The 17,163-nt window shown below is 71.7% G+C and carries 17 protein-coding genes; 8 read left to right on the top strand and 9 right to left on the bottom strand.

The annotated features are described in order from the left end of the window. A partial coding sequence (locus ACIRDX_RS13485) for a Gfo/Idh/MocA family protein (RefSeq protein ID WP_396625955.1) occupies positions 1 to 1,344 on the bottom strand: 1,344 nt, incomplete at its 3' end. 129 nt (positions 1,345 to 1,473) lie between these two features. After that, complete coding sequence (locus tag ACIRDX_RS13480) at positions 1,474 to 2,265, bottom strand: TIGR00730 family Rossman fold protein (protein ID WP_396625954.1); 792 nt, start codon at positions 2,263 to 2,265, stop codon at positions 1,474 to 1,476. 100 nt (positions 2,266 to 2,365) lie between these two features. On the opposite strand from ACIRDX_RS13480, the gene ACIRDX_RS13475 reads away from it, so the two are divergent. The 4 genes from ACIRDX_RS13475 (at position 2,366) to ACIRDX_RS13460 (ending at position 7,512) form a co-directional block, all read left to right on the top strand. Next, positions 2,366 to 2,668: a hypothetical protein gene (locus tag ACIRDX_RS13475; RefSeq protein WP_396625953.1), complete on the top strand. Its 303-nt coding sequence runs from the start codon at positions 2,366 to 2,368 to the stop codon at positions 2,666 to 2,668. A 172-nt stretch (positions 2,669 to 2,840) separates the two neighbouring features. Continuing rightward, positions 2,841 to 5,372, top strand: a complete 2,532-nt coding sequence (locus tag ACIRDX_RS13470) for a sodium/solute symporter (protein WP_396625952.1) — start codon at positions 2,841 to 2,843, stop codon at positions 5,370 to 5,372. After that, on the top strand, positions 5,369 to 6,499 hold the full coding sequence (locus ACIRDX_RS13465; RefSeq protein WP_396625951.1) for an exo-alpha-sialidase: 1,131 nt from the start codon (positions 5,369 to 5,371) through the stop codon (positions 6,497 to 6,499). Before ACIRDX_RS13470 ends, ACIRDX_RS13465 begins: the two co-directional genes overlap by 4 nt. A gap of 113 nt (positions 6,500 to 6,612) precedes the next feature. Then, positions 6,613 to 7,512, top strand: coding sequence for a dihydrodipicolinate synthase family protein (locus tag ACIRDX_RS13460; protein WP_396625950.1), 900 nt, complete (start codon positions 6,613 to 6,615; stop codon positions 7,510 to 7,512). A gap of 39 nt (positions 7,513 to 7,551) precedes the next feature. On the opposite strand, the gene ACIRDX_RS13455 is transcribed toward ACIRDX_RS13460, so the two are convergent. Then, positions 7,552 to 7,893: a response regulator gene (locus ACIRDX_RS13455; protein ID WP_396625949.1), complete on the bottom strand. Its 342-nt coding sequence runs from the start codon at positions 7,891 to 7,893 to the stop codon at positions 7,552 to 7,554. A gap of 32 nt (positions 7,894 to 7,925) precedes the next feature. Here ACIRDX_RS13455 and ACIRDX_RS13450 point away from each other — a divergent pair, with 32 nt between their 5' ends. After that, complete coding sequence (locus tag ACIRDX_RS13450; RefSeq protein WP_396625948.1) at positions 7,926 to 8,774, top strand: hypothetical protein; 849 nt, start codon at positions 7,926 to 7,928, stop codon at positions 8,772 to 8,774. Further along, positions 8,771 to 9,229, top strand: coding sequence for an FKBP-type peptidyl-prolyl cis-trans isomerase (locus ACIRDX_RS13445; RefSeq protein WP_396625947.1), 459 nt, complete (start codon positions 8,771 to 8,773; stop codon positions 9,227 to 9,229). The genes ACIRDX_RS13450 and ACIRDX_RS13445 overlap by 4 nt, the downstream gene beginning before the upstream one ends. Here the strand turns inward: ACIRDX_RS13445 and ACIRDX_RS13440 are convergent. From ACIRDX_RS13440 to ACIRDX_RS13430, 3 genes are read right to left on the bottom strand one after another with little or no spacing between them, the layout of a single operon-like run. Then, positions 9,222 to 10,181, bottom strand: coding sequence for an amidohydrolase family protein (locus ACIRDX_RS13440; protein WP_396625946.1), 960 nt, complete (start codon positions 10,179 to 10,181; stop codon positions 9,222 to 9,224). The two genes, ACIRDX_RS13445 and ACIRDX_RS13440, sit on opposite strands and share 8 nt — an antisense overlap. Further along, entirely contained in the window at positions 10,178 to 11,212 is a 1,035-nt protein-coding gene (locus tag ACIRDX_RS13435) for a 1-aminocyclopropane-1-carboxylate deaminase/D-cysteine desulfhydrase (RefSeq protein ID WP_396625945.1), read from the bottom strand. Before ACIRDX_RS13435 ends, ACIRDX_RS13440 begins: the two co-directional genes overlap by 4 nt. Further along, positions 11,209 to 12,579 carry an MATE family efflux transporter gene (locus ACIRDX_RS13430; protein ID WP_396625944.1) on the bottom strand — a complete coding sequence of 457 codons (1,371 nt, stop codon included), beginning with the start codon at positions 12,577 to 12,579 and terminating at the stop codon, positions 11,209 to 11,211. The genes ACIRDX_RS13435 and ACIRDX_RS13430 overlap by 4 nt, the downstream gene beginning before the upstream one ends. A gap of 69 nt (positions 12,580 to 12,648) precedes the next feature. Between ACIRDX_RS13430 and ACIRDX_RS13425 the strand changes: the two genes are divergently transcribed. Continuing rightward, on the top strand, positions 12,649 to 13,626 hold the full coding sequence (locus ACIRDX_RS13425) for an NAD(P)H-quinone oxidoreductase (protein WP_396625956.1): 978 nt from the start codon (positions 12,649 to 12,651) through the stop codon (positions 13,624 to 13,626). A gap of 2 nt (positions 13,627 to 13,628) precedes the next feature. Here ACIRDX_RS13425 and ACIRDX_RS13420 read toward each other — a convergent pair whose 3' ends face one another. Then, positions 13,629 to 13,754 (bottom strand): hypothetical protein, encoded by a 126-nt coding sequence (locus ACIRDX_RS13420; protein ID WP_396625943.1) that lies wholly within the window; start codon positions 13,752 to 13,754, stop codon positions 13,629 to 13,631. 22 nt (positions 13,755 to 13,776) lie between these two features. Then, positions 13,777 to 14,808 carry a DUF72 domain-containing protein gene (locus ACIRDX_RS13415; RefSeq protein WP_396625942.1) on the bottom strand — a complete coding sequence of 344 codons (1,032 nt, stop codon included), beginning with the start codon at positions 14,806 to 14,808 and terminating at the stop codon, positions 13,777 to 13,779. Between the two features lie 154 nt (positions 14,809 to 14,962). Here ACIRDX_RS13415 and ACIRDX_RS13410 point away from each other — a divergent pair, with 154 nt between their 5' ends. Next, entirely contained in the window at positions 14,963 to 15,793 is an 831-nt protein-coding gene (locus tag ACIRDX_RS13410) for an alpha/beta fold hydrolase (RefSeq protein ID WP_396625941.1), read from the top strand. An 89-nt stretch (positions 15,794 to 15,882) separates the two neighbouring features. Here ACIRDX_RS13410 and ACIRDX_RS13405 read toward each other — a convergent pair. Then, on the bottom strand, positions 15,883 to 17,163 hold a 1,281-nt coding region (locus ACIRDX_RS13405), incomplete at its 5' end, for an ABC transporter substrate-binding protein (protein ID WP_396625940.1).

Genomic DNA, 17,163 nt, shown 5'->3' with positions numbered 1-17,163 from the left:
GACCGGCGCGGGGCCGTTCTCGGTGAGCTTGTCGACGTTCGGCGCGAACTCGTGCGGGCAGTTCAGCATCTCGTCGTAGGTGATGACGCGGCCCGTGTGGGCGGCCATGCGGCCCATGCTCGTGACCAGGCTCGCCTCGACGCCGCGCTTGACCTCGTTGTACGGGCGGTCGTTGCGGATGGCCTCGATCATGTCGATCCACTCGACGCGGTACGGGTTGCGCTCCTGCTCGGGGTAGGCCCACGCCAGGTTGCCCGGCTCGGGGTTGTGCCCGTTGTAGATGCGGCTGCGGGCCGGCGTGTGCTCCTTGGCCGAGATGACCGCGAGACCCTTCGTGCCGTGCGCGTAGGAGGCGAACTCGCTCCAGGCGCCCGTCATCGTGCGGCCGTCGAGGTGCATCTTGGTGCCGTCGGGGAACGTGTACTCGACCGCGTACGTGTCGAAGTTCTGGTCGACGTAGTCCTCGCGATAGTGACGACCACCGACCGCCTGCGCCTTGATCGGCCAGGCTTCCTTGATCATCGCGCACTCGTCGATGTTGTGGATGTAGAAGTCGGAGTACATCCCGCCCGACGCCCACAGGAAGCCGTGGAAACGGCGCAGCTGGTACATCACCTCGGACATCGGCTGCGTGGCATCGCCGACGACCTGCGGGGTCAGGCCGCCCTTGACCTGCTTCTTGGTGAACGCCGATCCGCCCGGGCCGTGCATGCGGTAGGCGCGCATCGAGATGATCTCGCCGATCTGGCCGTCGCGCACGCGGCGGAGCAGTTCGTTGCGCGCGTCACAGTGACGGCACATCAGGCCGACGCCGACCTTGAGGTTCTTCTTCACGGAGAGCTCACCGAGCTCGAGCATCCGCTTGGAGGTCGGCCCGTCGACGGTGACCGGCTTCTCCATGAAGACGTTGAGGCCCTTCTTGATCGCGTAGTCGAAGTGCACCCAGCGGAACGCCGGCGGCGTGGCGAGGATGACGACGTCGCCCGGCTTGAGCACGTCCATCGCCTTCTGGTAGCCGTCGAAGCCGAGGAACTTGTGCTCGTCCTTCACGGCCATGCCGTCGCCGAGGCGGTTCTTCAGCGAGGCGTAGCTGCGGGTGAGCTTGTCCTCGAAGATGTCGGCCATCGCCACCAGCTTCAGGGGCCCGTTCTTGGTCGCGAACGCGTCCACCACGGCGCCCGTGCCACGGCCCCCGCAGCCCACGACCGCGAACTGGATCGTGTCGCCGACCGCGCCATGCACCGCCGGGGCGTTCAGCGCCGACAGCGCCGACGTCGCCGCTGCGACCTGGCCGAGGCGCTGCCCGAACCCGCGCCGTGAAAGTCCGCCTTGCTCACCACTCATCGTGTTGCCTCCTGAGGCCCTGAGGGAAATCTTCCCAAATATACGCCTGTCACTCCGGGATCGGGTGGCCAAAACCCGTGTAGGCCGGCGCTGACAGGGACGCCGCACCGTGGCGCCGCGCGCGGCCGCTCAGGACGAGGTCGGCCGCCCCCGCTCCCCGAACATCGCCCACGGGTGCGGTGACGTGCGCGGCTTGAGGCCGAAGGGCGTGATCGCCCGCGCCTGCACGTGCGCCAGGGCCTCCGCCACGTCGTCGGTGATCAGCAGCAGGTCGAGATCGGTCGCGCCGATGGTGCCGGCCCCCACCATGTCGTTGAGTTGTCGGATCAGCGGGGCCCAGTATTCCCGGCCCATCAGCACGACGGGGAAGGACTGCACCTCGCCCGTCTGGATGAGGGTGAGGATCTCGAACAACTCGTCGAGGGTGCCGAGGCCGCCCGGCAGCGCGATGAAGGCGTAGGAGTACTTCACGAGCAGTACCTTGCGCACGAAGAAGTACTCGCACGTGATCCACCGGTCCAGGTACGGGTTGGCGTCCTGCTCGAAGGGCAGCCTGATGTTGCAGCCCACCGACCAGCCCCCGGCCTCCCTGGCGCCCCGGTTGGCGCCCTCCATGACGCCCGGGCCACCGCCGGTCATCACGGTGAACCCGAGCCTGCTCAACCCGGCGCCGACCTCGCGGGCCAGCGCGTAGTACCGGTGATGCTCATCGAAGCGCGCCGATCCGAACACCGTGACGCACGGCCCCGCGAAGTGCAGGACACGGAAGCCGCGGACGAAGTCGCGGACGGAGGTCAGCACCAGGCGCAGTTCCCGCAGGCGCGAGTGCGGGCCTGCGAGCAGCACGCGGTCGGCGCCCTGGCTCGGCGGCGCGGGCGGGAGGCTGGACGACGGGCGGCGGTCCGTGACGGGGGTGTCCATCCCGCAAGGCTACCGCGCCACGCCCTCGCTGTCGGCTGTCGGCTGCGGAACCGGGCGGACGCCAGGTCGGTATTCGCGCCGGCGGAGGTACGATGCGGACATGACCGGTGATGCCCCGCCCAAGAGTCGACTCGAACTCGTGATGGAGAAGCTGCGTCAGCAGGACGAGGCCAGGGGCGTCGCGCAGGTGACCCTGACCGACGCGCAGCGCGAACAGATCGGCGAGGCGAAGCGCCAGCACGAGGCCCGCGTCGCCCAGCGCCGCATCATGCACCAGACCGCCATCTCCGGGACGTTCGACCCGATGGCAACCCTCGAGCGCGAGGCCGAGCTCCGCCGCGACCTCGACAGGTTCGAGCGCGAGCACGAAGAGAAACTGGCCAGTATCCGCCGCGGGGAGTAGCGGGACCCGAGGCCGGGTACCGGGTACGGGGTACCGGGTACAGGCCTCGACCAACGCGGGGCGGCAGCTTCCCTGACCGTCGGGCAAGCCCGACGTCTACGTACCCCGCACCCCGTACCCCGTACCCGGTACCCGGTACCCGGTACCCTGCGCTGGAGTACCATCGCGCCCGATGAACTGTCGGGCTGTCGGGCGTATGGCGGTCGCGGGGGCATGGCTCCTGGCCCTGCTGCTGGGTGGGAGTGCCGTGGCGCAGCCGTCGGCGACGACGCTGGCGTGGGAGGCGATGCCGCCGCTGCCGTCGCCGCGGAGCGGGCATGTCGCCGGTCTCGTCGACGGCGCGCTGCTCGTTGCGGGCGGCACGGACTTCCCGGTCAGCCTGTTCGAGGGCGGCACCAAGACCTGGTACGCCGACGCCTTCCTGCTGCCGCGCGGCGCCACGGCCTGGCAGCGCCTGCCCGACGGCCTGCTCCCGCGCCCCCTCGGATACGCCGCCGTCGCCCCCGACGGCGCGCGCCTGCTGGTGGTCGGGGGCAACGACGCCACCCGCCATCACGCAGATGCCTTCGTGCTCACGCGCACTGGCGACCGGCTCGCCCGCACGGCGCTGCCGCCCCTGCCCACGCCGCTCGCCATGGCCGGCGCCGCCGTCCTCGGCCGCACCCTCTTCGTCGTCGGCGGCCAGGTGTCGCCCGATGCGGTCGAGGCGAGCCGTCGCGTGTGGGCGCTCGACCTCGATGGCCCATCGGCCGCCTGGCGCGAGGTAGCGCCACTGCCCGGCACCGGACGCATCCTGCCGGTCGTCGTGGCCCAGGCGGGGGCCTTGCACGTGATCAGCGGCGCATCACTCGCGGCTGGCCCAGATGGCCGGGCCGTGCGCACGTACCTCGCAGACGGCTTCCGCTTCACGCCCGCCGCCGGCTGGACCTCCATCGCCCCGGCCCCGCGCCCGGTCGTCGCGGCGCCCGCCGTGGCCTGGGGGCAGTCGCACGTGTTCGTGCTGGGCGGAGACGACGGGCAGTTGGCATCGCAGGTGGCGACGCTACGCGAGCGGCACCCCGGGTTCAGCCGCGACGTGCTGGCGTATCACGCGATCACCGACACATGGACGTCGCTCGGCGCACTCCCCACGCCGCTGGTCACCACGACGGCCCTCCGCGACGGCGACAGCCTCATCGTCGCCGGGGGCGAGGACCGCCCGGGGCATCGCGCGTCGACCGTGTCGCGGGCGACGCTGCAGGTCACGGCACGCGCCTTCGGCTGGCTCGACTACGCGGTGCTGGCGGCGTACCTGCTCCCGCTGATCTGGATCGGCAAGCGCTTCTCGCGGCAGGACGACACGCGCGAGGACTTCTTCCTCGGGGGGCGCCGCGTGCCGTGGTGGGCGGCCGGGCTCAGCATCTACGCGACGCAGTTGAGCGCGATCACCTTCCTCGCGATCCCGGCCAAGGCGTATGCGGAGGACTGGACGTACCTGCCGGGCAACCTCAGCATCATCCTCATCGCGCCGGTGGTGATCCTGTTCTACCTGCCGCGGTTCCGCGGCCTGCAGGTGACGACGGCCTACGAGTACCTCGAGCACCGGTTCAACCTCGCCGTGCGCCTGCTGTGCAGCGCGGCGTTCGTGGCCCTGCAGTGGGCGCGGATGGCCATCGTGCTGTACCTGCCCGCGCTGGCGCTGGCGGCCGCGACGGGCATGGACATCCGGCTGTCGATCCTGCTGATGGGGGTGCTCTGCACGGTGTACACGCTGCACGGCGGGATGAACGCGGTGATCTGGACCGACGTGCTGCAGTCGTTCGTGCTGATCGGCGCGGTCGTGGTGTCGCTGGCGCTGATCGTGGCCGGCACCGGCGGCGACGTGGGCCAGGTGATCGGGGTCGGGCGCGCGGCCGGCAAGTTCCACATGGCGACGTGGACGCCCGATGCGACCATCGCGTCGATCTGGGTGGTCTTCTTCGGCAACCTCGTGTCGCACCTCGTGCCCTACACCGCCGACCAGGCCGTCGTGCAGCGGTACTTCACGACCCGCGACGAGCGGCAAGCGCGTCGCGCGATCTGGCTCGGCGCCGCCATGGCGATTCCGAGTTCGCTGCTCTTCTTCGGCGTGGGCAGCGCGCTGTTCGCGTTCTACCGGACGCACCCGGGCCTGCTCAATCCGTCGACGCCCACCGACGCGACCTTCGCGTGGTTCATCGCGCAGCAGATGCCGCCGGGCGTGTCCGGGCTCGTCGTGTCGGGCGTGTTCGCGGCAGCGATGTCGACGCTGAGTGGGAGCATCAACAGCATCGTGACGGCGATCATCACGGACTTCACCGCGCGCCTCGGCCCACCGCGTCCCGAGGCTGCACAGATGCGGCTGGCGCGGACGCTCACGCTGGTCATCGGCCTGGCCGGCACGGCGAGTGCGCTGGTGCTGGCGACCTGGGACGTGCGATCGCTGTGGGATGTGTTCCTGCAGTCGCTCGGGCTCTTTGGCGGCGGACTCGCGGGCATCTTCGCGCTGGGCATCTTCACGCGTCGCGCCACGGCGGCCGGCGCGCTCGTGGGCTTCGTCGCGAGCGCGTTCGTGCTCGCCTGGGTGCAGCAGCGCACGCCGCTGCACTTCCTGCTGTACGCCGGCATCGGCACCGGCGCAGCGTTCGTCCTCGGCTACCTGGCCAGCCTCGCGTCGCCGGCCGCAGCCGTGGAGGCGCAGTCGTGAGGCGGCGCGCGGCGCTGGGCCTGCTCGCAGTCCTGCTGCTGGGCGTCGGCTCCCCCGCGGCCGCTCGCGACCTCGCGCAGGGCGACGTGTTCGTGTCGGGCGAGGGCGGCTATCACACGTACCGCATCCCCTCGGTGATCGCGACCCCGTCGGGCGCCCTGCTGGCGTTCGCCGAGGCGCGCAAGGGCGGTGCAGGCGACGCGGGCGACATCGACCTCGTGTCGCGCCGCAGCGAGGACGACGGTCGCACGTGGGGCCCCGTGACGCTGGTGGGCGACAACGGGCCGAACACCTTCGGCAACCCGTGCCCGGTGGTCGATCGCGACACCGGCACGATCTGGCTGCTCACCACGCACAATCGCGGCACCGACCACGAGCGCGACATCCTCGCGGGCACGTCGGCGGGCACGCGCACCGTATGGGTGCTCAAGAGCCTCGACGACGGGCGCACGTGGTCGCGGCCCGAGGAAATCACGGCGAGCGCGAAGCGACCCGAGTGGACGTGGTATGCGACCGGGCCCGGCGTGGGCATCCAGTTGCGATCCGGCCGGTTGCTGATCCCGGCCAACCACGCCGTCGCCGGGACGCAGGCCCACCGCTCGCACGTGCTGTACAGCGACGACCACGGCGCGACGTGGCGGATCGGCGGCATCTCCGTCGACGGCACCAACGAGAGCCAGGCGGTGGAACTCGCCGACGGGCGGGTGATGCTGAACATGCGGAACCATCCGCCGAAGGCGCCCAACCGGCGCCTGGTGGCGGTGAGCACCGATGGCGGCCTCACGCTCGCGCCGCCGAGGGGCGACGAGGCGCTGCCCGAGCCGCCGGCGCAGGCCAGCGTGCTCCGGTACTCCACGTCGGCGTCGGGCGGGCGCAATCGCCTGCTCTTCACCAACCCGTCGGGGCGGGGGCGGGAGCGCATGACGATCCGCATGAGCGAGGATGAGGGCGAGACCTGGCCGATCTGGCGTGTGCTCCACGAGGGGCCGGCCGCGTATTCGTGCCTGGCGGTGCTGCGCGACGGCACGATCGGCGTGCTGTACGAGCGCGGGCAGCGGGGCGCCTACGAACGGATCACGTTTGCGCGGCTGGATCTCGCGTGGCTGACGCAGGGGCGGGATCGGTAATGCCTCATGCCTCATTCGTCATGCCTCATGTCGAAGGTGGAAGGTTGAAGGTTGAAGGTCGAAGGTAGGGCCGGCTCTCCGAGCCCGGCCCCTTCGCAGGGAGATCGCGAACCGTGGACGCACTGAAGGGGATTCTGCCGGCGCTCATGACGCCGTTCGAGGAAGACGGTCGGGTCGCCAGGGCGAGCCTCGAGGCGCTGTTGGCTCGCCTGTTCGAGGCGGGCGTGCACGGCACGTACATCTGCGGCACGACCGGCGAGGGGCTGCTCATGTCGGTCGACATGCGCTGCCAGGTCGCCGAGATCGCCGTCGCGAACACGCCCAAGGGGCACTCGGCGATCGTGCACGTGGGCGCCGCGGCCTTCGAGGACGCGCGCGACCTCGCCACGCACGCCGGGCGCATCGGCGCCACCGCGATCAGCAGCCTGCCGCCGTCGGGGCCCGGGTTCGGGTTCGCGGAGGCGCGCCGCTACTACGCCGCGCTCGCCGCGGCCAGTCCGTTGCCGCTGGTCGTGTACTACTTCCCGGAGGTCTACCCGTCGATCCGCACGCTCGATCAGCTCGAGGAGATCTGCGCCCTGCCCAACGTGGCGGGCGTGAAGTTCACCGACTTCGACCTGTCGGTGCTCGGGGCGGTCGCCAAGCCGGGGCGCGTCGTGTTCAACGGCCGCGACGAGGTGCTCGCCGCCGGCCTGCTGATGGGCGCGCATGGCGGCATCGGGTCGTTCTACAACCTCGTGCCGGATCAGTTCGTGGACATCGATGCGCTGGCCCGGGCGGGCCGCTGGGCCGAGGTGCGGGAGCGGCAGGATGCGGTGAACGCGCTGATCACCGCCGTGCTGCGCTTCCCGCTGTTCCCGGCCCTCAAGCAGATCCTCACGTGGTCGGGCATCCCGTGCGGCCACTGCCTGGTGCCGCGCTCCGGCCTGTCGATCGAGCAGCAGGACGCGCTGCGCACGGCGCTGGCGGCCCCGGTGATTCGTGCGGTCCTGCCTGGCGACTGGCGGCTGTGACGGCCACGGGCTGCCGGCGACAGGCCCGCTGACCTGGCGTCAGGTCGCCTGCGGCGTGTCGCGTGTTGCGGGGCCTTCCGCTCGTGTCGTGACCCGTCCCGCGAGGCTGGCCACGGTGGCGACGAGTTCGAAGGGCTGCACCGGCTTGGCCAGGTGCGTCTGGTAGCCGGCGACCAGCGCGCGGGTGCGGTCCTCGGGGCGCGCGAAGGCCGTGAGCGCCGCGGCCGCCACGCCGCCGCCCGCCTCGGGGCCGAGCGCGCGTACCTGCCGGATCAATTCGTACCCGTCCGTCACCGGCATGCCGATGTCGGCCAGCAGCACGTGCGGACGCTCGCGGCCGCACAAGGCGATCGCCTCGTCGGCCGTGCTCGCGGTGAGCACGCGCCGAACTGGTCGGCGCGCTGGCGAAGGCCTTGCCCGGCCAGGGTGACGTCGCCGAGCGCTACGAGGCCTACCGACGCGGCTTCGCGATCCCTGACGGCAAGGTGGACGCCGTCTTCCGCGCGGCCATCGCCGCGTGTCGCGAGCGGACGCTCGCACATGTGGCGCTGCCGGCGGGCGAGTCCTTCACGCTCGAGTACGTGAAGGACAAGCCCTGGAGTGGCTACAACTGGTACAAGGGCAACTTCACCAGCGTCATCCAGGTCAACACGGACCTGCCGATCTACATCGACCGCGCGCTCGACCTCGCGTGCCACGAGGGCTACCCGGGGCACCACGTGTACAACGCGCTCATCGAGGAACAGCTCGTGCGCGGCCGCGGCTGGATCGAGTGGTCGGTGTACCCGCTCTTCTCGCCACAGAGCCTGATCGCCGAAGGCACGGCCAACTTCGGCATCGCCGTCGCGTTCCCGGAGGCCGAGCGCCTGGCCTTCGAGCGTGACGTGCTGTTTCCCCTGGCCGGTCTCGACCCGGCGCAGGCGGCGCGCTATCACGAGGTGCAGCGCCTCGTCGGGCGCCTCTCGCACGCGGGCAACGAGGCCGCCCGCCGCTACCTCGATGGGACATGGAGCCGCGAGACGGCTATCGGCTGGCTGGAGAACCATGCGTTGATGGGGCCCGACCGCGCGGCGCAGCGTCTACGGTTCTTCGACACGTACCGCAGCTACGTCATCAACTACAACCTCGGCGAGGATCTCGTGCGCGACTACGTCAATGGGCAGGGAGGCGACGAGCAGCACCCCGCGCGTCGCTGGGAGGTGTTCCTCGACTTGCTGCGGCAACCGAAGCTGCCGAGCGCCCTGGCAGGGGCGGCGCGATGACGGCGTGGCGTGTCGCGCTGGCCGTGGTCCTCGGCCTGGGGCTGTGCGCGTGTGGGGCGCCCGCGTCGCGGTACACGCCGGAGCAGGTGGCGCGGGCCCGTACCACGCTGGAGACCGTGCAGGTGCGCGACCTGAAGGGCGGCGTGGGCGAACCGGCCGAGCAGGGGCGGCGCCTGTTCGTGCAGTACGAGGGTTGGCTGTACGACAGCGCCGCCCCGGACCACCGCGGCGTCCGGTTCGACGGCTCGCGCCCGTCTGGCCCCCCGCTCGACTTCGTGCTCGGGGCCGGGCAGGTCATCCCGGGCTGGGAGCGCGGCGTGGCCGGCATGAAGGAGGGCGGCGTCAGGGAACTGATCATCCCGGCGCGGCTGGCCTATGGCGCCGAGGGCTCGGCCCCGGTGATTCCTCCCGACGCGACGCTGGTGTTCGAAATCGAGCTGGTCGACGTCAGGTAGTGCGCGCCCGCGGGAACAGGCGGTCGAAGTTGCCGCCGAAGATCGCCTGACGGGCCGTGTCGGGGACCGCCAGATCGTCCAGCACGCCCAACTGCACATCGCGGATGGCCGCGTGCCAGCCGCGCGGGAAGAACGACGAGTCGGACCCGAACAGGAGGCGCTCGGGACCGAGCACGGCGAGCGCTTGCGCGAAGACGTGCCGCAGCGTCAGCCCGGGGCTGTACTTCATCCACGCGTTGCTCGACGACGTGTCGACGAGGACGTTCGGGCACGTGTCGGCCAGCATCAGCGCCTCGCGGAAGAAGCCGGCGCCAAAGTGCGGCACGACGATCGGCAGCGAGGGATGCCGCAGCGCCAGGCCCTGGAGATCGAGCGGATTGCCGAACCTGGCCTCGAACACGCTGGGTAGCCCGAGCTTCCGGCGAATCCCGACCGTGAGCACACCACAGTGCACGAACAGCGCGGCCCCCGGCGTGGCCGCGATCTGGTCGACCAGGCCGTGGACGCGTGGGTCGGTCAGCAGGTAGCCGTGCATCGCCGGGAAGAGGCACACCACGCGCAGGCCTGGCTGCGACAGCCCCCACGTGGCGCGAGTCAGCGCGCCCTCCTGCGTGGGGTCCAGCATGAACGCGCCGACGAAGCGATCCGGATGCCGTGCCACCGCGCGCGCCACCTGCTCCTCCTCGCCGGGCACGCTGCCGATGAGCATCGCGCGGCCGACGCCGGCGGTCGTGAGGGTCTCGGCCCAGCGATCGGCGAGCGCCTCGGCCGAGCCCGGATGGTCCCACTCGACGAGTCGCGTGACCTCGACGCCCGGCGCGTCGCCGGGCAGGCCCTTCTGGCGTCCCAGGACGTCGAAGAAGCGAGGCGAGAAGAAGTGGCAGTGGGCGTCGTTGACGCGCAACGGCACGTCGCCGCTGGCGCCCAGGCCGGGCACGGGCTGCGTGGTCATGACGTGGTCTCCTGATGCGAGGCTGCTGCGGTGCTGGGCAGCCCGCCGGTGTGGATGAAGAGGACCCGCGCCCCCGGGCGCAGGCGGCCATCGCTCGCCATCGCGAACAACGCGGCCGCCGCCTTGGCGGTGTAGGTCGGATCCAGCAGGTAGCCTTCTTCGCGCGCCACGCGACGCAGCGCGTCGTCGCTACCGGCCGTGCGCAGGCCGTAGCCGGGCTCGTCCGGGGGACGGACCCAGTCGCACCGCGCCGGGCCCTCCGCAAGCGCGGAAGGCCATCCGTAGAGGTCGATCGCGGCCTGCACCAGCGCCGCCGGCGACTGCGACTCGAAGCGCGCCATCGCGGCGCGCGACGACACGGCGACGGCGCGGACAGTGGCCGGCAGGCCCGCCAGCGCGAGGCCCGCGTACACGCCGGCCGAGGTCGACCCCGTCCCGTAGGCGACGACGACCTCGTCGAACGGCCACGCGCCTCCGAGCTGGTCCAGCACTTCGAGCACCGCCGCGGCGTAGCCAGGCACCGACGAGGGCATGGTGGCGCCCGGGGGAATCCAGTAGCCGCCGGACTCGGCGACCAACCGCGCCGAGAGCTGCTGTGCCGCCGCGAGATCCTCGGTGGACGGGTCCGCCGTGTCCATCGGCGTGATGTGCACGTCCGCACCGTAGAGGTGTGTCAGCGAGAGGTTACCCGTTGCCGTCGCCGGCGCACGACCGCCCAGCACCACGATGCAGTGCAGGCCGAGGCGTCGCGCCGCCGCCGCGGTCATCATCGTGTGATTGGAGGTGATCGGGCCGGCCGTCACCACCGTCCGGGCCCCCTCGGCGATGGCCGCGCCGAGCACGAACTCGAGCTTGCGCGCCTTGTTGCCGCCCATGGCCAGGCCGCTGCACTCGTCGCGCTTCATCCAGAGGTCGAGCCCGAGGGCCTCGCCGAGGCGGGGCAGCGGCACGAGCGGCGTCGGCCAGGTGCCGAGCGCCACGCGAGCCAGCGGTGCGAGGGCGGCGCGCAGGCGCTCCGTGTCCACGGTCATGGCGTCGCCTCGCGAGCATGGGCGAAGCGCCTGGCGGTCTCGTCGATCCGGATCCGCCAGAGCGCGAGCAGGGCCAGGCCGACGAGGAAGAGCGAGAGGGCCAGGCCCAGCCAGAGGCCGATGACGCCGTAGCCGCCGCGGAAGCACAGCCACCACGCGAGCGGCAGGCCGACAATCCAGTAGCCGACCAGGCTCACCAGCATCGGGACGCGCGTCTCGCCCAGTCCGCGCAGCGCTCCCGTGGTCGCCACCTGCAGCCCGTCGAACAACTGGAAGGCCGCGGCCACGCCGAGCAACTGCGATCCGATGGCGATCACGGCCGCCTCGCGCGTGTACAGCCCGATGAAGGTCGCCGGTCGCAGGAAGAACGCGATCGCCGACGACGCCATGAAGGCGAGCACGAGCACGATCGCCGCCCAGCCGGCACGACGCGCGGCCGGGCCATCGCGTCTCCCGACGTGCTGGCCGACGAGGACCGCGGCCGCGGTCGACACGCCGAGCGGCACCATGAAGACCACGCTGGCGATGTTGAGGGCGATGTGATGCGCGGCCTGCATGGCGGGCGCGAGCTGGCCTGCGAGCGCGGTCACGGCACTGAACACCCCGACCTCGAAGGTCAGGTGGGCCGCGGCAGGCGCGCCGAGCGCCACGAGGCGGCGAAGGCGCAGCGTCGGGAGGCGCCACGAGACGTGCGTGGCCATCGGGCCGCGATGGGCCGACCAGGTCACCCAGGCGAGGACCGCGACCATGTACACGCGCGAGATCACCGTCGCCCACGCCGCGCCGCGGACGCCCAGCGCCGGGGCCGGCCCGATGCCGTAGATCAGCACCCAGTTGACGACGATGTTGACCAGGTTGGCCGTGGCGAGCGTGAACGCCACGACGCCGACCCGCGAGAGGGCCTGCAGGTACCGTCGCAGCGCCGCATAGAGCAGCAGCGGCGGCAGGCTCGTCGCGACGATGGGGAAGTAGGCCTGCACGTGCGGCAGCACGTCGGGGTGGAAGCCCATGCGCGGCAAGGCCCACCACACTCCCGCCAGCACCACGGCCAGCGGGGGAGTCGCCAGCAGGGCGAGCCACACGCCTGCCACCAGCCAGCGGTCGCACTCCGCGCGATCCCCGGCGCCGAAGGCCTGCGACACCATCGTGTCGAGCCCGAGAAGCAGGCCCATGCCGAAGATGCCGATCGCGATGAAGAGCGTGCTGCCGATGGCGGTGCCGCTCAGGGCGGCGGCGCCGAGCGGCCCGACCATGACCGTGTCGACGACGCCCATGGCCATCCAGCCGAGTTCGGCGGCAATCACGGGCAGGGCCAGCCGCACCATCGGCTGCAGCGCTTCCCGGATGAACGACCCGCGCGACGACATCCGCCCATCATACCGGCCGGCATCCCCGCGCCCGGCGGTATGCTGCGGGGCATGTCGGTCCCTGCCCGGATGTCTGCTGTCGAGATTCGTGAGTTCGGAGGCCCCGAGGTGCTCTCGCTGGTGGAGCGCCCGGTACCGGCCCCTGGCCCCGGCGAGGTCCTGATCGATGTGGCCGCGGCAGGCGTCAATCGTCCCGATGTCTTCCAGCGCAGGGGCGGGTATGCCCCGCCTCCCGGCGCCTCGGACCTGCCGGGCCTCGAGGTGGCCGGGACCATCGTCGCCTGCGGGCCGGAGGTGCGCCGCTGGCGCGAGGGCGACGAGGTCTGCGCGCTGCTCGCCGGGGGAGGATACGCCGCCTATGTCGTGGCGCCTGCGGGGCAGTGCCTGCCGCGCCCGGCGGGCCTGTCGATGGTCGACGCGGCGGCGGTGCCCGAGACCTTCTTCACGGTGTGGGCCAACGTGTTCGAGCGTGGCGCGCTCGTGCCAGGCGAGTCCCTGCTGGTGCACGGCGGGTCGAGTGGCATCGGCACGACGGCGATCCAGCTGGCCGCGCGCCAGGGCGCGACGGTGTACGCCACGGCTGGGTCGCCGGAGAAGTGCGCGGCGTGCGTCGCGCTCGGCGCGGCTCGCGCCATCGACTACCGCCAGGCCGACTTCGTGGAGGTGCTGAGGGAGGCCACCGGCGGTCGAGGTGTCGACGTGATTCTCGACATGGTCGGGGGCGACTATGTCGCGAAGAACCTGTCGCTGCTGGCCGAGGACGGACGGCTCGTGCAGATTGCGACCTTGCAGGGCGCGAAGGCCACCATCGACGTCGGCCTCGTGATGCGGCGGCGGCTGACGCTCACCGGGTCGACGCTGCGGCCGCGGCCCGTGGCCGAGAAGGCGCGCCTGGCCGCCGCGCTCGAGGCCCACGTGTGGCCGTGGCTCGAATCAGGGGCCGTCAGGCCGCAGGTATTCCGGACGTTCCCGCTGGCCGAGGCGAGTGCCGCGCATGCGCTGATGGAATCGAGCGCGCACATCGGCAAGATCGTCCTGACCGTGTGACGTCAGCCCACGCCGCCGAGGATGGCGCCGACCACGGCCGCGGCGGCCATCAGGCGCGCGAACCGCGTCCACAGCTGCGGGTCGGACGTGGCGGGCAGATCGATGGCGGGCGTGGCGGTCGGTGGCATCGCGGCGGTTCCTCTCCACCGGCTACGGAGAGTCGGCCCCAGAGGTTCCCGGAGACGAGGCCAACGCCTGCACGACCTGCTCGGCCAGGGCCCTGATGGTCAGCGGTGCAGAGCCCTCGGCCTTGTTGTTGACCAGCACGTACACCGGCTGCTGTCGTCCCGCCGCGTCGGTCACCAGGCGGGTCACGTCGCGCCGGAGGCGGTCGTCGGGGTCGACCACGCGATTGAACGGCCGGAACGCATCGCGCCGGGCCTCGTAACGCGTGCCCGGGCGCAGCAGCAGCCGCACCACCATGAAGGGCGCGGTCGCCACGTCGACCAGGCCGGCCTGCTCACCCGGCATGGGCATCGCCGACCAGTAGTTCAGCACGTGGGCCGCGCCGTACTGCCTGAGGAGCGCGTCGTACTCGGGCGTCAGGAGTCGGCGGTCGCGGAGTTCCACCGAAACGGGCAGGCTGCGCGGCAGCACGTCGAGAAAGCGCCCGAGCTTGTCGACGAACGCGTGCGGTTCGAGGCGCGCCCCGGGCGGCACCGGCGGAATCTCCAGGACGAACGGTCCGATGTGGCGCGCGAAGTGGATCATCGCCGGTTCGGCGACGTCAGCCAGGAAGCCCTCGGGTGAGAGGAAGTCCGGATTGGGCACCGCCGTCGTCTCGCGTCCGCTGCCAGGCAGCACCGGCGAGGCGTACATCGCGGGTACCTTGGCGCAACACGGGAATCCCGGCGGCAACTGGCTCGCGTAGCGTCGGAGATCGTCGCCGCTCATCGGCGCGTAGTAGCTGCGGTCGATCCCGACGGTGCCGAAGAGGGGATACCGCGCGTACTCGCGCAGTCCTTCGCGCGCCAGCTCCGCCTGGGTCCGCGGACGCCGGTACACGAGGCCGGCCCAGCCGGGGAAGCTCCAACTGCTGGTCCCGAACCGCACGCCGGGCGGAAGGCGATCACCCAGGGCGCGCACGTCGGCGGGCCAGTCGACCTCCGACTCGGTCTCGCCGCTGGCACGTGTCGCCGTCGCCGGCGTGAGGTCGAAGAGCGAGAGCTGGTCGTCGGGCACGGGCAGGGAGGCGACAGGGGATGGGCGACAGGCTGCCTGTAGCCGGCCCCGCACGCCGCGTTCAAGGATACGTCGTGCACGGAGACAGGCGACAGCCTGCAGGTCGCAGGCGTCCTGTAGCCTGTCGCCCGTCGCCCGCGCTACCGTGATGGTCATGAGCGTCGTGTCGCCCATGGTCGCCAAGCGTGTCGGGAGCGAGGCCCCCGGCACCCGCCACCTGCTGCTGCTCCACGGCATCTACGGCCGCGGGCGCAACTGGCTCGCCGTCGCGCGGATGCTCGTCGAACGGCGGCCCGACTGGGCCTGCTGGCTCGCCGACATGCGGCATCACGGCGATGCGCATCCGGGACCGGAGTGCGGCACGCTCGACGCGCTGGCAGGAGACATCGCGACCTGGGGTGGGCCGCTGGGTGTGGTGCCCGACGCGGTCCTGGGGCATTCCTTCGGCGGCAAGGTGGCCCTGGCCTACGCCGCGCGCGAGGCCGGGCGTCCCCTGCAGACCTGGGTGATCGACTCCACGCCGGAAGCCAAGGTGCCGTCGGGCAGCGCGTGGGACATGCTCGGCATCGTGCGCCGCATGCCGCAGCAGTTCCGGTCGCGCCAGGAGGCCATCGCCGGCATCGAGGCCGGCGGTTTCGCGACCGAGGTCGCGCAGTGGATGTCGACCAACCTGGTGCACGAGGCGGAGGCGTTCCGCTGGAAGCTCGACTTCGACGTGATGGAGCAGTTGCTCCACGAGTTCTTCCGGACGCCGCTGTGGTCGGTGCTCGACCCGGGCGCGCCGGGACACGACATCCACGTGCTGAAGGCGACGCAGTCGTCGGTGATCTCAGGGGAGGCCGTGGCGCGGATGGAGGCGTTGCAGGGGGCGCGGCGCGCTGGTCAGGCGCGCGTGCACCTGCATCACCGGGAGGGCGGGCACTGGATTCACGCCGAGTCGCCCGGCGTGGTGGTCGACCTGCTCGCGGAGCACCTGCCCCGCTGACGAACGCCGGTCGGTCGACCTGAAGGTCGACCGCCACGAACAATCAGTTCGTGGGCGTCGACATTCATGTCGACGCGCGTTGATGTCGGTCAGCGGATCTTCTCGACGTTCCGGAGGGTAGCGAAGCTGGCCTGGGGCGTGAGGTGCACGTTGCGCACCCACGGCTGGGCGACGGCGACGTTCACCTTCGTCCACAGGCTCACGTACGGCGCGGCCTCGCTGATGCGCCGCTGTACCTCGAGGTACTGCGCCAGGCGCGACACCGGGTCGGGGTTGGTCGTTGCCGCATCGATCAAGGCGTCGACGGCGGGGTCGCTGAAGAAGCCACGGTTGAAGCCGGCGGGCGGCATCTGCGCCGAGTGGAACACGCGCCGCAGCATGTCCGGGTCGGTCACGCCGACCCACTGCAACGTGAACAGCTGGAAGCGCCCCTTCAGCACGTCGGCGTACAGCGTCGCGAACTCCTGGGTGCGGACGTCGACGGCGACGCCGATGCGGGCCAGATCCTGCTGCAGCACCGCGGCCTGGAGGCGGACGAACTCGGCGGTCGAGGTCTTCAGCGTGAGCCGCAGGCGTGGCTGCGGGCCCGGCCCATCGGGATCGGGATAGCCGGCCGCGTCGAGAAGGCGCCCGGCCTCGGCAGGATCGTGCGGGGGCGGCCGGAGGTCCGCCGGGTGGGCCCACGACATCGGCGGGATGATGCCCGTGGCCGGCACGGCCAGGCCTCGCCGCAGGTGCGCGATGATGGCGCCGGCGTCGATGGCGAGCCCCAGCGCTCGGCGGACGCGCACGTCCTTCAGGACCGGGTCCCGCAGGTTCATGCCCACGTAGGCGTAGTCGAGGCCCGGTGCCGTCACGACCTGCAGCCGGTCCTCGCGCTCGAGGGCCCGCGCGATGTCGGGGGCGATGTCGTTCACGACGAGATCGAGCGCACCGGTGCGCAGTTCGAGGCCGCGCATCGTGTCGTCCGGGATCACGCGGAGCACCACACCGCCGTTGAGCGGGGGCCCCTCGAAGTAGTCGCGGTTGGCGGCCAGTTCGACGCGGTCGTCGGCCTGCATCCGCACGAACCGGTAGGGCCCGGCGCCGATCCGCGCCGGGGCTCCGGCCGGTGTGCCCTCGGGCACGATGCCCATCACCAGGTTGACCGGGAACGACGCGAAGGGCTCCTTGAGCCGGAAGACGACGGTGCGCGCGTCCTCGACGTCCACCGCCTGCAGTTGCGCGTACGCCCCCTTGCGCGGCGAGAGGAACGCCTTGTCGAGGAAGCTGCGGAAGGTGAAGGCCACGTCGGCGGCATCGAGGGGCGACCCGTCGTGGAAGCGCACGCCCTCGCGCAGGCGCGCGACGTACGTCGTCGCATCCCGCAT

Source organism: Luteitalea sp., assembly GCF_044337415.1.
In the GTDB taxonomy this organism is placed as follows: Bacteria; Acidobacteriota; Vicinamibacteria; order Vicinamibacterales; family Vicinamibacteraceae; genus Luteitalea.
The sequence above is the reverse complement of the archived record's forward strand: the minus strand, read 5'-3'. Positions and strand labels throughout refer to the sequence as shown.

Excerpts from the sequence above, each read along its gene's own strand:
- ACIRDX_RS13445 (WP_396625947.1), top strand. The coding sequence starts at position 8,771 with ATGACGGCGTGGCGTGTCGCGCTGGCCGTGGTCCTCGGCCTGGGGCTG.
- ACIRDX_RS13435 (WP_396625945.1), bottom strand. The coding sequence starts at position 11,212 with ATGACCGTGGACACGGAGCGCCTGCGCGCCGCCCTCGCACCGCTGGCT.
- ACIRDX_RS13470 (WP_396625952.1), top strand. The coding sequence starts at position 2,841 with ATGAACTGTCGGGCTGTCGGGCGTATGGCGGTCGCGGGGGCATGGCTC.
- ACIRDX_RS13425 (WP_396625956.1), top strand. The coding sequence starts at position 12,649 with ATGTCTGCTGTCGAGATTCGTGAGTTCGGAGGCCCCGAGGTGCTCTCG.
- ACIRDX_RS13440 (WP_396625946.1), bottom strand. The coding sequence starts at position 10,181 with ATGACCACGCAGCCCGTGCCCGGCCTGGGCGCCAGCGGCGACGTGCCG.
- ACIRDX_RS13480 (WP_396625954.1), bottom strand. The coding sequence starts at position 2,265 with ATGGACACCCCCGTCACGGACCGCCGCCCGTCGTCCAGCCTCCCGCCC.
- ACIRDX_RS13420 (WP_396625943.1), bottom strand. The coding sequence starts at position 13,754 with ATGCCACCGACCGCCACGCCCGCCATCGATCTGCCCGCCACGTCCGAC.
- ACIRDX_RS13430 (WP_396625944.1), bottom strand. The coding sequence starts at position 12,579 with ATGTCGTCGCGCGGGTCGTTCATCCGGGAAGCGCTGCAGCCGATGGTG.
- ACIRDX_RS13410 (WP_396625941.1), top strand. The coding sequence starts at position 14,963 with ATGAGCGTCGTGTCGCCCATGGTCGCCAAGCGTGTCGGGAGCGAGGCC.
- ACIRDX_RS13475 (WP_396625953.1), top strand. The coding sequence starts at position 2,366 with ATGACCGGTGATGCCCCGCCCAAGAGTCGACTCGAACTCGTGATGGAG.